General features: G+C 59.1%; 10 protein-coding genes. All 10 read left to right on the top strand.

The window, feature by feature from the left end; translation table 11 throughout:
• Positions 1–50 precede the first annotated feature (50 nt).
• The 10 genes from rpsO (at position 51) to B0B07_RS00870 (ending at position 12,469) form a co-directional block, all read left to right on the top strand.
• Positions 51–320 carry a 30S ribosomal protein S15 gene (gene rpsO / locus B0B07_RS00915; RefSeq protein ID WP_076756497.1) on the top strand — a complete coding sequence of 90 codons (270 nt, stop codon included), beginning with the start codon at positions 51–53 and terminating at the stop codon, positions 318–320.
• Positions 321–830: 510 nt separating this feature from the next.
• Positions 831–2,948, top strand: coding sequence for a polyribonucleotide nucleotidyltransferase (locus B0B07_RS00910; RefSeq protein WP_076756496.1), 2,118 nt, complete (start codon positions 831–833; stop codon positions 2,946–2,948).
• A gap of 81 nt (positions 2,949–3,029) precedes the next feature.
• Positions 3,030–4,247, top strand: coding sequence for a M16 family metallopeptidase (locus B0B07_RS00905; RefSeq protein ID WP_076756495.1), 1,218 nt, complete (start codon positions 3,030–3,032; stop codon positions 4,245–4,247).
• A 182-nt stretch (positions 4,248–4,429) separates the two neighbouring features.
• Complete coding sequence (locus tag B0B07_RS00900; RefSeq protein ID WP_076756494.1) at positions 4,430–4,696, top strand: YlmC/YmxH family sporulation protein; 267 nt, start codon at positions 4,430–4,432, stop codon at positions 4,694–4,696.
• Positions 4,693–5,493, top strand: a complete 801-nt coding sequence (locus B0B07_RS00895) for an NAD-binding protein (RefSeq protein WP_076756493.1) — start codon at positions 4,693–4,695, stop codon at positions 5,491–5,493. Before B0B07_RS00900 ends, B0B07_RS00895 begins: the two co-directional genes overlap by 4 nt.
• Positions 5,486–6,079, top strand: a complete 594-nt coding sequence (locus B0B07_RS00890) for a dipicolinate synthase subunit B (RefSeq protein WP_076756492.1) — start codon at positions 5,486–5,488, stop codon at positions 6,077–6,079. The genes B0B07_RS00895 and B0B07_RS00890 overlap by 8 nt, the downstream gene beginning before the upstream one ends.
• 85 nt (positions 6,080–6,164) lie before the next feature.
• Positions 6,165–7,259, top strand: coding sequence for an aspartate-semialdehyde dehydrogenase (locus B0B07_RS00885; RefSeq protein ID WP_076756491.1), 1,095 nt, complete (start codon positions 6,165–6,167; stop codon positions 7,257–7,259).
• Positions 7,213–8,100: a 4-hydroxy-tetrahydrodipicolinate synthase gene (gene dapA / locus B0B07_RS00880; RefSeq protein ID WP_076756490.1), complete on the top strand. Its 888-nt coding sequence runs from the start codon at positions 7,213–7,215 to the stop codon at positions 8,098–8,100. The genes B0B07_RS00885 and dapA overlap by 47 nt, the downstream gene beginning before the upstream one ends.
• Before the next feature lie 243 nt (positions 8,101–8,343).
• A complete protein-coding gene (locus tag B0B07_RS00875) occupies positions 8,344–10,011 on the top strand; it encodes a ribonuclease J (RefSeq protein WP_076756489.1) in 1,668 nt (555 codons plus the stop codon).
• A gap of 88 nt (positions 10,012–10,099) precedes the next feature.
• Positions 10,100–12,469, top strand: a complete 2,370-nt coding sequence (locus B0B07_RS00870) for a DNA translocase FtsK (protein WP_076756488.1) — start codon at positions 10,100–10,102, stop codon at positions 12,467–12,469.
• The last annotated feature ends 262 nt before the right edge of the window (positions 12,470–12,731 follow it).

Here is a 12,731-nt window from a genome sequence, read left to right as displayed (position 1 = left end):
TGCTCGGGAATTGGGGATTATTATTCTAAATTGTTTTGGAGGTGAACAGGATGGCATTGACAAAAGAACGCAAAAACGAGCTCATCCAAGAGTTCCGCACGCATGAATCGGATACGGGTTCCCCGGATATCCAGATCGCTATCCTCACGGAAGAGATCAACAACCTGAACGAACACTTGCGCACACACAAGAAAGACCACCACTCCCGCCGCGGCCTTTACAAGATGGTCGGCCGTCGCCGGAATCTGCTCAAGTACCTTCGTGAAAACGACGTTCAACGCTATCGCGACCTCATCGCGAAACTCGGCCTCCGCCGATAATCGCGTGACTCAGAAAGCGGGCTTCGGCCCGCTTTTTTCTATGTCCGAAATCCCTTCGCATCCCACCGTCGTTTTTGGTACACTAAATTAGATACATAGAAAGAAAAGCGGAGCGGGCCGTTGAGACCCGACAGGCGTAAGGCAGTCAGTGCAGCGGGGCCTGCCTCGCGGAGCTGAATGACTTACGACCCCGAGGGTCTGGCCCGCGCAGCTAGACAACAAGAAAAGCGGAGCGGGCCGTCGAGACCCGACAGGCGCAAGGCAGTCCGAGCAGCGGGGCCTGCCTCGCGGAGCTGAATGACTTACGACCCCGAGGGTCTGGCCCGCGCAGCTGGACAACAAGAAAAGCGGAGCGGGCCGTTGAGACCCGACAGGCGTAAGGCAGTCAGTGCAGCGGGGCCTGCCTCGCGGAGCTGAATGACTTACGGCCCCGAGGGGCAGCTGTCCCCGTATTACCGAATGAACAATTGAACAAAATGTATAATGGCAATAGGAGAGAGGAGTCGTCAAATGAGCGTCAATCACAAGAAGTATACCTTCAATTGGGCCGGCCGCGAACTGATTGTCGAAACCGGCAAGTTCGCAAAACAGGCGAACGGCGCGGTTCTTGTGCGGTACGGCGATACGGCCGTGCTTTCATCGGCAACCGCTTCCAAAGAGCCCAAGCCGCTCGATTTCTTCCCGCTGACCGTCAATTACGAAGAACGGTTGTATGCGGTCGGGAAGATTCCGGGTGGTTTCATCAAGCGGGAGGGACGTCCGTCCGAGAAGGCCGTCCTGACAAGCCGGCTCATTGACCGTCCGATCCGTCCGCTGTTCCCTGATGGGTTCCGCAACGAGGTGCAGGTGATCTCCATGGTCATGTCCGTCGACCAGGACTGCTCATCGGAAATGGCCGCAATGTTCGGGTCTTCGCTCGCCCTCATGGTATCCGACATCCCGTTCGGCGGCCCGATTGCCGGCGTACAGGTCGGACGCATCAACGGGGAATTCATCATCAATCCGACCGTGGAACAGGAGTCGGAAAGCGATATCGACCTGATCGTTGCCGGCACGAAGGATGCCGTCAACATGGTCGAGGCGGGTGCCAAGGAAGTGGAAGAGTCGGCCATGCTCGAAGCGATCATGTTCGGCCACGAGGAGATCAAGCGCCTGATCGCCTTCCAGGAGGAGATCGCTTCCGAAACGGCAAAGGACAAGCGCGAGATCCAGCTGTTCGAGCTGGATGAGACCCTTTTTGAGGAAGTGAAGGGACAGGCGGAAGCCCGTCTTCTCGAAGCCATCCAGGTAAAGGAAAAGCATGCCCGTGAAGAAGCGATCCGGGCAGTGAAATCCGAGTTCCTCGAAAGTTATGCCGAAGATGAGGAGGCCGACCTCGGACAGGTGCGGGCGATTCTGGACAAACTTGTGAAGGAAGAAGTGCGCCGGCTCATCACGGATGAGAAAGTACGTCCGGACGGCCGCCGTCCCGATGAAATCCGGCCGCTCGCCTCGGAAGCGGGCGTTCTTGGACGCACCCACGGATCGGCCCTGTTCACACGCGGGCAGACACAGGTGCTCAGCATCTGCACGCTCGGTGCGCTCGGAGACGTCCAGATCATCGACGGCCTCGGACTCGAAGAATCGAAACGGTTCATGCACCACTACAACTTCCCCCAGTTCAGCGTCGGCGAAACCGGACCCATCCGGTCTCCCGGCCGCCGCGAGATCGGCCACGGGGCGCTCGGCGAACGGGCCCTGGAGCCGATCGTACCGTCGGAGGACAAGTTCCCGTATACGATCCGGGTCGTTTCCGAAGTCCTTGAATCGAACGGATCCTCTTCGCAGGCGTCAATCTGCGCGTCCACGATGGCCATGATGGATGCGGGTGTCCCGATCAAGGCGCCGGTCGCCGGAATTGCGATGGGGCTCGTCAAGAACGGGGAAAACTACACCGTCCTTTCCGACATCCAGGGGATGGAAGACGCGCTCGGCGACATGGACTTCAAGGTCGCGGGCACCGATAAAGGCATCACGGCCCTCCAGATGGATATCAAGGTGGATGGCCTGTCCCGCGAAATCCTCGAAGAGGCGCTCGCACAGGCGAAGAAAGGCCGGATGCATATCCTCGAGAACATGATGACTGCCATTTCGGAGCCGCGCGGGCAGCTGTCCGATTTTGCTCCAAAGATCCTCGTCGTGAAGATCAAGCCGGACAAGATCCGCGATGTCATCGGACCGGGCGGCAAGCAGATCAACAAGATCATCGAAGAAACGGGCGTCAAGATCGACACCGAACAAGACGGGACGATCTATATTTCGTCGGTCGACCAGGAAATGAACGAGAAAGCCAAATCCATCATCGAAAATATCGTCCGCGAAGCGCAGGTCGGCGAATACTACGACGGCAAAGTGAAGCGGATCGAAAAATTCGGTGCGTTCCTGGAACTGTTCCCGGGCAAGGACGGACTCCTTCATATCTCGGAGATCCAGGAGCAGCGGACGAACAAAGTAGAAGATGTCCTGAAAATCGGGGATGTCGTCCGGGTGAAAGTCATCGAGATCGACAATCACGGCAGGGTCAACCTGTCACGCAAAGTCGTCCTCAAGGAAGAGAACGAAAGCGCGGACGGGCAGTCTGACAAATAAAACGCGGGGGACCGGCCGACATGCGATGGCCGGTCCCCTTTTCAGTACGGCTGTTGCGGATCATTCAAAGGGGGAGAGTCCATGATCAATAAATTGACGTTGCCGAACGGAGTGCGGATCGTCCATGAAACGATGCCTTCGGTCCGCTCGGTCTCGGCGGGGATCTGGGTACGGGCCGGCTCGCGCAATGAACGGAAGGACGAGGCGGGCCTTGCCCACTTTATCGAGCACATGCTCTTCAAGGGGACCGGCAGGCGTTCGGCGCGGGATATCGCCGTGGCATTTGACCGGACGGGCGGTGAGGTCAATGCGTTCACTTCAAAGGAAGAGACATGTTACTTCATGAAAGTGCTCGATGAGCATGCTGCCGATTCGCTCGATGTGCTGGCCGACATGTTCTTCCATTCCACATTCGAGGAATCGGAGATGACGAAGGAAAAGTCCGTCATCCTCGAGGAGATCTCGATGGTGGAGGACGATCCGGATGACAGCGTCCACGAACAGCTGATGGCGGCCATTTATCCCGGCCATCCGATGGGACGGCCGATTCTCGGGACGAAGGAAAGCGTCCGTTCGTTCTCGGCCGAACAGGCCCGGAGCTTCATGTCCCGCCACTACCGGCCGGAAAACACCGTCATCTCCCTGGCAGGGAAGATCGATGAGCCGCTGATCGAAAAGGCCGCCGAACTTTTCGGAAACTGGAAACCGGCCGGCGATCGTGGCGCTGACCTCGTCCCCCCCCTCTTCCGGTCCGGTTCGATCAAGAAGAAGAAAGAGGCGGAACAGGCGCATCTTTGCCTGGGCTTTCCGGGTCTTGAGGTGGTCAGCCCGGATATTTACGGTCTCATCGTCCTGAACAGCCTGCTCGGCGGCAATATGTCCTCCAGGTTGTTCCAGTCTTTGAGAGAGGACAGGGGACTTGCTTACTCTGTGTATTCCTATCATTCCTCGTACTCGGACCACGGATCCATCACGATTTACGGCGGGACGTCGCCGGACCGCCTGAATGAGATGCAGGCGGCGATTGACGGGGAGATCAGAAAACTGGTCGAGGGAGGAGCCGCTCCCGCAGAGATCGAGGATGCGATCAGCCAGATGAAGGGGAGCCTGCTTCTCGGGCTGGAGGACCCGGATGCCCGGATGAACCGAAACGGGAAAACGGAATTGTTCATCGGTGAACACAGGACGCCCGAGGAAGTGATCGGCAGTTTTGGGAAGGTCGACAAAGACCAGATTGACCGGCTTGCCCGGGAATTGCTTTCCGGACCGCATGCCACCGCGGCCATCCTCCCGTCTTGACGCATGGACCACTCGAGGTGCGATGCAGAGATCAACTCTGCATGGCGCCTCGTTTTTTTATGGCATGCGACAAGAAAGTCCTCCCGATTTTGGCTGATGGCGAAGCTGCGCCCGCGCAGGTCACATTCCGGCGGACGCGGAGCATATATTGAAGGAAGAGACAAGGGAAGGGAAGTGCGTGTATGCTCCTGTCGACAATGGCCGAAAAGGAGCTGATCCAGATGCAGGAGGGCATCCGGTACGGACTGCTTGCAGACACGGAGATGCTGTTCGACCCGAAGAGCGGCCGGATCTACGGTTTTGAGCTGAAGCGCCGAGGAGGCTGGCTTCAGGGCGGCCGGAAAACCGGCGAGGCGGAATATATCCCGTGGGAGGAAATCGTGCTGATCGGGGACGACCGGATCTTGTTCAGGCGGACGAAGCCGCTGCATGAGGGGATGTTCGAGTGAGCCGTGCGGAATGGCTTCTCGTCGGATCGGATCCGAGGATCGCTTTCGCGGCGGAGCGGCTGAAGGAAAGGGGGGGCCCGGTGGTCGTCCACGCCAGCGACCGGTGGGACGCGGAGGCGGATCGTCTCCTCAGTGAGAGCAGGCCGAGCCGCCTCGTATTGCCGATGCGTCCGCCTGCCGGCCTGCCGGATCCTGACATCATCAGTCAGGTTGATGCAGTCTTCGCGGGTCAGCTCGACGCCGAATGGAAGGAAGTCCTGGCGACGGCCGGGGCGGAACCGCTTTTCTATCTGGCCGAAGAACAGTTCGTCTGGGAAAATGCCGGGCTGACCGCAGAAGGCTTTCTCGCATCCTGGTATGCCGCCGGGAGGGGATCAGTCCGGGGCAGGGAGTTTTATATTGCCGGCTACGGGCGGGTCGGTAAGACGCTTGCACGCCTGCTCGGTTCGGCGGGGGCCCGGATCACGGTGATAGCAAGATCGCCTGCCGCGATTGCGGAAGCGGGCCAGGAAGGGTTCGGCATCTGCAGGGTCTCCCCCGGCATGCCGCCCGTCGGCCCGGAAACGCTCATCAATACAATCCCGGCCCGCTGGCTTGATCCGGAAGGGCCGGTCCGCCCGGCATTGCTGCTGGACCTTGCCTCCTCGCCGGGTTGCCTAGCCCCCGGCCGCCGCCATGAATATTATGAATTACTGCCTGCGCTTCCCGGGAAGTGGTTTCCGCATGATGCGGCCCGCCTTCTCGCGGAGGCCCTGAGCAGGATTGACGGCGAACGGAAGGGGAGGAACGATGCTTAAGGGAAAACGGATCGGCTTTGGCATTACCGCATCCCACTGCACGTACGAGGATGTGATCCCGAAAATCAGGCTGTTCAGGGATCTGGGCGCGACGGTCGTCCCGGTTGCCACCCACTCGGTTCTGACGGCGGCGACCCGGTTCGGGACAGGCGATGAATGGATCCGGCGGATCACGGAAGAGGCCGGGGCGCCGGTCATCACCTCCATCCTGGATGCCGAGCCGCTTGGGCCGAAGAACCCCGTCGACTGCATGGTGATCGCGCCGATGACGGGGAATTCCATCTCGAGGCTGGCAAACGCGGTGACCGATTCCCCGGTGCTCATGGCCGCGAAGGCGACTCTGCGGAACGGGACACCGGTGGTCATCGGGATTTCGACAAACGACGCGCTCGGCCTGAACGGACAGAATATCATGAAGCTTCTCAATACGAAGAACATCTACTTTATCCCGTTCGGTCAGGATGACCCGGTGAAAAAACCGAATTCCCTCATCAGTGATTTCACGAAGATGGTGGAGACGGTCGAAGCGGCGATCGGGGGCCGGCAGCTCCAGCCCCTGCTCATCAGTCATCAGACGGAAAAATGAGAGCAATGAAATCTTTCGCAATACGAATCGCAAAACATGCTATAATACTGAACATTCGATCATGAGAGATAGGGAGTGGTTCACGATGGGTTACACAGTCGCAATCGTCGGGGCAACAGGGGCGGTCGGACGGACGATCGCCGCCAAGCTGGAGGAGCGGAACTTTCCGGCGGACAGGGTGAAGTTTCTTGCATCCGCCCGTTCGGCCGGAACCCGTGTGCAGTTCCGGGGAGAAGATCATGTGGTGGAAGAGGCGGTCCCGGAGCAGTTCGACGGAGTGGACATCGCCTTCTTCAGCGCCGGGGGGGGAGTCTCGAAGGGACTTGCGCCCGAAGCGGTCCGCAGAGGAGCCACCGTCATCGACAACACCAGCGCTTTCCGGATGGATCCGCACACACCGCTTGTCGTGCCGGAAGTGAACCGGGCTGACCTCCAGGGGCACAGCGGGCTGATCGCCAACCCGAACTGCTCGACGATCCAGATGGTGTGCGCCCTCGAGCCGGTCCGGAAGAAATACGGCCTGGAACGAGTGATCGTCTCGACCTACCAGGCGGTCTCCGGTGCAGGAGCGGAAGCGATCGAAGAACTGGGTCATCAGGGAGCGGACATGGACGGCCGCGGAAAATCGGACGCATCCCTTCTGCCGGTGAAGGACGCTAGCAGGCATTACCCGGTCGCCTACAACGCCATCCCGCAGATCGACTCGTTCGGAAAAGACGGATACACGCTTGAGGAATGGAAGATGATCAACGAGACGAAGAAGATTCTCGGCATGCCGGAACTGCGCGTCTCGGCGACTTGCGTCCGGCTGCCGGTCGTGACGGGCCATTCCGAATCGGTCTATTTCGAAACGGGCGACCCGGCTGCGGACGAGGCGGGCATCCGGGCTGCGCTCGAGGCCGCAGAAGGAGTCACCGTTCTCGACAATCCGGCCGACCAGCTGTATCCGATGCCGCTGTTTGCAGAGGGGAAAGACGATGTGTTCACCGGACGACTACGGAAAGACCCGGACGTCCCGGGGGCATTCCATCTCTGGGTCGTGTCTGACAACCTGCTCAAAGGGGCGGCCCTCAACTCGATCCAGATTGCGGAGGCCCTCATCGCGGACGGCGCGGTGAAAGGGGAAGGAGCCGATGGAACTCGGCAACATCTCGACGGCAATGGTCACGCCGTTCGATGAAAAAGGGGAAGTCGACAGGAACAGGCTGCGCTTTCTCGTCGACCATCTGATCCGGAACGGAACCGATTCTCTCGTTGTCTGCGGGACGACCGGGGAGTCGCCGACACTGACAGATTCCGAGCGGGCAGCCGTCATCCGGGAGACCATCGATGCGGCTGCCGGCCGCGTGCCGGTCATTGCCGGAACGGGCAGCAACAACACGGCGTCGACGATCGCCCTCACTCAAAGAGCCGAAGAGCTCGGAGCCGACGGAATCATGCTCGTCACGCCTTATTATAACCGGCCGGATCAGCGGGGCATCCACGCCCACTTCAAGGCGGCGGCAGAATGCACCCGGCTGCCGGTCATGCTCTACAACGTGCCATCTAGGACCGCTTCGCGCCTGGAACCGGAGACCGTCATTTCCCTGTCCCGGATTCCCAACGTCCGGGCGCTCAAGGAGGCGGGCGGAGACCTGCTGAAGATGACCGAGGTGATCAACGGCACGGACGACGGGTTCCGCCTGTACAGCGGAGACGACGGACTGACACTCCCGGTTCTGTCCATAGGGGGAAGCGGGGTTGTCTCCGTCGCGTCGCATGTGGCGGGTCCGGAGATGCAGTCGATGATCCGCGCATACCGGGAAGGGCGGCTTTCGGAGGCGGCAAAGCTGCATTCAAGGCTGGCAAAGCTGGCCGAGGCGCTGTTTTCAAGGCCGAGCCCCGCCCCGGTCAAGCATGCGCTTCTTCTCGAAGGGATCAACACCGGTCCGGTCCGCCTTCCGCTCCTGGGATTGGAGGAACCGGAAGCCCGGCTCGTGGAGCAAGAGCTCCGGCGGTTCAAGATGAAAGAAAGTGCGTAGGGGCCGTCCGGGACGTGCCGGCCAGCCCCGCGGGACAGCAAAAAGCAAGGACTGCGGTAAATTCCTCCGGGAAAGCCGGCGGCCGAAAGCGCAAGCGTTGGCCGGCAGAGTCCTTGCTTTTTGCTTTTTTCTGTTGTGTACCGGACTTTTCGGACATCCTCTTTTTTTATTTGTGCTGAATGTTTGCCTCCCGTATAATGGAGAATAGCGGATATGAACGGGTATGATTTAGGAGGAGAACCATTGACCAAGACAAAAAATGAAAACATCAAGGTCACCCCTCTCGGAGGAGTAGGGGAGATCGGAAAGGCGATGTATGTCGTCGAAATCGATGATGAGATGTTCATCGTCGACAGCGGGCTCATGTTCCCGGAAGGGGAAATGCTCGGCATTGACATCGTCATCCCCGACATGACCTACATCACAGAAAACAAAGACCGGCTGAAGGGAATCTTCCTGACACACGGACATGAGGATGCAATCGGGTCGATTGCGTATCTGCTCAACAAGGTGCAGGCGCCGGTTTACGGATCGAAGCTGACGATCGCTCTCGCGAAAGAGCATCTGAAGGCGATGCCGGCCCCTTGGAACATCAAGTTCTACGAAGTGTCGAACCGGAGCCGGATGAACTTTGCCGGAACTTACGTGACCTTCTTCAACACGACCCACAGCATCCCCGACTCTCTCGGGATCGTATTCCACACGAGTGAGGGGGCAATCGTCCATACGGGCGAGTTCAAGTTCGACCAGTCGGCCAAAGGGAAATACCGGCCGGACATGTCGAAAATGGCTGCGCTCGGCGACGAAGGCGTATTCATCCTCATGTCGGACTCCACCGAGGCGGAGCGTCCGGGCCACACCACACCGGAATCGGTCATCGCGGAGCAGTTGAGCACGACCTTCCACAAGGCGCAGGGCCGGATCCTCATCGCCCTGTATGCGTCGAACTTCATCCGCATGCAGCAGGTGCTCGACCGTGCAGCGGAGACCGGCCGGAAAGTGGCCGTCATCGGCAAGTCGCTCGAGATGTACTTCCATGTCGGCCTCAAGCTCGGCTATCTGGAAGTCAAAGAGGATACCGTCATCCCGGTGAAGGAGATCGGAAATTACGACGACTCGGAGGTTGCCATCATCGTCACCGGCAACCAGGGCGAGCCGCTCCATGCACTGGAGCGCATCGTCAAGCGGCAGCACAAGGACATCCGGATCAAGGACACCGACACGGTGCTGATCACGTTCACGCCTTCCGCAGGGATGGAAGTCGGGATGTACAATACGATGAACGAACTGGCCAAGGCGGGCGCGGATGTGCTCACCGCCATCCGGAAAGTCCATGTCTCCGGCCACGGCAGCCAGGAAGACCTGAAGCTCATGCTCAATCTTATGCGGCCGAAATTCTTCATCCCTGTCCAAGGGGAGTACCGGATGCTGATCGCCCACTCGAAGCTGGCACAGCAGACGGGCATGCCGAAGTCCCGGATCTTCATCGCCGACAAAGGCGACATCGTCGAATACAAGAACGGCAAGATGCGCATGAGCGGCCGTGTCCAGGCCGGCAATGTCCTCATTGACGGCATCGGCGTCGGCGATGTCGGCAACATCGTCCTGCGCGACCGCAAGCTTCTATCCGAGGACGGCATCTTCATTGTCGTGATCACGCTCAACCGCAAGAAGAAGACGATTGCCGCCGGGCCGGAAATCCTTTCCAGAGGATTTGTCTATGTCCGCGATTCGGGCGAGCTGATCGAGGACGCGGGAGAACTCGTCAAGAAGATCGTCGGCAAATATTCAAACAAGGACTCGTTCGAATGGACGAGCATCAAGCAGGAAATCCGCGATACACTCAATTCATACCTCTACCAAAAGACGAAGCGCCGCCCGATGATCATTCCAATCATCATGGAATACTGAGCGGACAACTTTAACAAAACAGAGAAAAACGGGATTTCTTCGCCGTCGATGGCGGGAAGTCCCGTTTTCATCAGATGGAGGGGGACGCATGGCACAAAAGAAAAAGAGAAAGAAGACGGCTTCAAAAAAGAAAAAAAGAACCGGCCTGCACCCGCTCGCATATGAGCTCTCCGGCATCATCATGACCGGCGTCGCCGTGATCACGTTCTTTGAGCTCGGATTCATCGGCCGGGCGCTCGGCAACGTGGCGAAATTCCTGTTCGGCAACTGGCATCCGGCCCTTCCGCTCATGTTCGTGGTGTTTGCGCTGCTGCTCATGATCAAGCGGCAGGTACCCGCTTTCAGAAACCGGATTGTCAGCGGCCTGCTTCTCATCCTGGGGAGCCTGACACTGTTCAGCCACGTTCTATTGTTCAATGAACGGTATGAATCCGGTAAACTGCAGACGACTTCCGCCCTGAAGGAGACATGGCTCATCCTCGTCACAGACGGAGGAATCACGGATGGAGGGGTTTCCCTCGGCGGCGGAATGACCGGCGGCCTGCTGTTCGCGATGTTCCATGTGCTGTTTGACTCGGCCGGGGCGACGATCGCCGGATTCATCATGCTGTCGATGGGGATCGTCCTGCTGACCGGAAAGGCGCTCGTCCCCTATTTGGCGGAAAAGATCCCCGAAGCGGCCGGCAACCTGCGGGAAATGATCGACCGCGACAGGGCGGAGAACCGTTCGGCCAAACCGGCCGGGAAACGGACGGAAAAGCGCAAGGCTGACCGGAAGCGGGCGAAGAGGGAAAAGGAACAGGCCGCGGCGGAAGAGATCCATACCCTTTCCGTTTCCGGCGTCCCGGTCCCGGATGCCCATGAAGACGATCCGGTGCCCGCGCCGAAGCCGCAGCCGATCATCTCCTCGTTCACGGAACGGGCCGAGCGTGCCGCGGAGCCTGAGCGCGCCGCTGTAGCGACGGCAGAACCTGCAGGCGCTGCCGCCGGGGACACCGGAGAACTCGGGTCGATCAGCGAGGGTGAACCGGTCAATGAAGATTATGTTCTCCCTCCGGTCACCCTGTTGAGTCCGCCTCCGGAAAGCGATCAGAGCGGCGAATACAGCGCCATCCAGCACAATGCCGAAAAGCTGGAGAAGACGTTCCAAAGCTTCGGCGTCCGGGCGAGCGTGACCCAGGTCCATCTGGGGCCTGCCGTGACGAAGTATGAAGTGATGCCGGATACCGGCGTGAAAGTCAGCCGGATCGTCAGCCTTTCGGATGACATCGCCCTGGCGCTTGCGGCCCGCGATATCCGGATCGAGGCGCCGATCCCCGGCAAGTCAGCCGTCGGGATCGAAGTCCCGAACTCCGAAGTTGCCATCGTATCGCTGAGGGAAGTGCTGGAATCGCGCAACAACAGCAAACCCGATTCGAAGCTCATGGTCAGCCTCGGAAGGGACATTGCGGGGGATGCGGTGCTTGCAGAACTCAACAAGATGCCGCATCTGCTCGTCGCCGGCTCCACGGGCAGCGGGAAAAGCGTGTGCATCAACGGCATCATCATCAGCCTGCTCATGAGGGCGAAGCCGCATGAAGTGAAGCTCATGATGATCGACCCGAAAATGGTTGAGCTGAACGTCTACAACGGCGTTCCGCACCTGCTCGCCCCGGTCGTCACCGATCCCCGCAAGGCTTCGCAGGCATTGAAGAAAGTCGTGGCCGAAATGGAACGGAGATACGATCTGTTCTCCCATACCGGCACACGCAACATCGAGGGATACAACCATCACATCGATGAATGGAACGAAGAGAATGAAGAGAAGCATCCGCGGCTTCCTTACATCGTCGTCATCGTCGATGAGCTCGCGGACCTCATGATGGTCGCATCGAGCGATGTGGAGGATTCCATCACGCGGATCGCCCAGATGGCCCGTGCTGCCGGCATCCATCTCATCATCGCCACCCAGCGTCCGAGCGTCGATGTCATCACGGGGATCATCAAGGCCAACATCCCGTCCCGGATTGCGTTTGCCGTCTCGTCTGCGGTCGACTCGCGCACCATCCTGGATTCCGGAGGGGCGGAGAAGCTTCTGGGCCGCGGGGACATGCTGTTCCTCCCGGCGGGCGCCTCCAAGCCGACCCGGATCCAGGGCGCATTCCTGTCAGACCAGGAAGTCGAGGAAGTCGTCGATTTCGTCATCAGCCAGCAGAAGGCACAATACCAGGAAGAAATGATCCCGACCGATGTGGAAGAAACGGGCCCGCAGGAAGAAACGGACGAATTGTATGATGAGGCGGTCGATCTCGTCCGGAGCATGCAGCAGGCATCCGTTTCGATGCTCCAGCGCCGCTTCCGCATCGGTTATTCACGGGCTGCCCGGATTGTCGACCAGATGGAGATGCGCGGCGTCGTCGGGCCGCATGAAGGAAGCAAACCGCGTCAGGTCCTCCTGAACGATACGCCGGATGACTGATTATGACATACAGTTTCCTCTGACGGCGCCGTGCTGCCGGCCGGAAAAATCCTCCGGCTGAAGTGCGGAGGCCCGCAGGAGCAAACGTGAACACCGGTCCATGCACCGTCCGCATGCTTTTCAGCGGAACGGTGCATGCAACCGGTGTTTTTTGGTTTTTTCCCAATGATAGCGATTTCAAAATGATGACAAATTAAAGGCGTTTACCTAAAAAAGGTCTATTCTGCACTTGTTATTTCGAAATATAGGTATTTATTTAGAG

The organism is Edaphobacillus lindanitolerans (assembly GCF_900156305.1).
GTDB lineage: Bacteria > Bacillota > Bacilli > Bacillales_A > Planococcaceae > Bhargavaea > Bhargavaea lindanitolerans.
Note: the sequence above shows the minus strand (reverse complement) of the source record. Positions and strands in the feature narration are given on the sequence as shown.

Bases quoted from the DNA above. Each gene is read 5' to 3' on its own strand.
- rpsO (WP_076756497.1), top strand. From the start codon at position 51: ATGGCATTGACAAAAGAACGCAAAAACGAGCTCATCCAAGAGTTCCGC.
- B0B07_RS00910 (WP_076756496.1), top strand. From the start codon at position 831: ATGAGCGTCAATCACAAGAAGTATACCTTCAATTGGGCCGGCCGCGAA.
- B0B07_RS00905 (WP_076756495.1), top strand. From the start codon at position 3,030: ATGATCAATAAATTGACGTTGCCGAACGGAGTGCGGATCGTCCATGAA.
- B0B07_RS00900 (WP_076756494.1), top strand. From the start codon at position 4,430: ATGCTCCTGTCGACAATGGCCGAAAAGGAGCTGATCCAGATGCAGGAG.
- B0B07_RS00890 (WP_076756492.1), top strand. From the start codon at position 5,486: ATGCTTAAGGGAAAACGGATCGGCTTTGGCATTACCGCATCCCACTGC.
- B0B07_RS00885 (WP_076756491.1), top strand. From the start codon at position 6,165: ATGGGTTACACAGTCGCAATCGTCGGGGCAACAGGGGCGGTCGGACGG.
- dapA (WP_076756490.1), top strand. From the start codon at position 7,213: ATGGAACTCGGCAACATCTCGACGGCAATGGTCACGCCGTTCGATGAA.
- B0B07_RS00870 (WP_076756488.1), top strand. From the start codon at position 10,100: ATGGCACAAAAGAAAAAGAGAAAGAAGACGGCTTCAAAAAAGAAAAAA.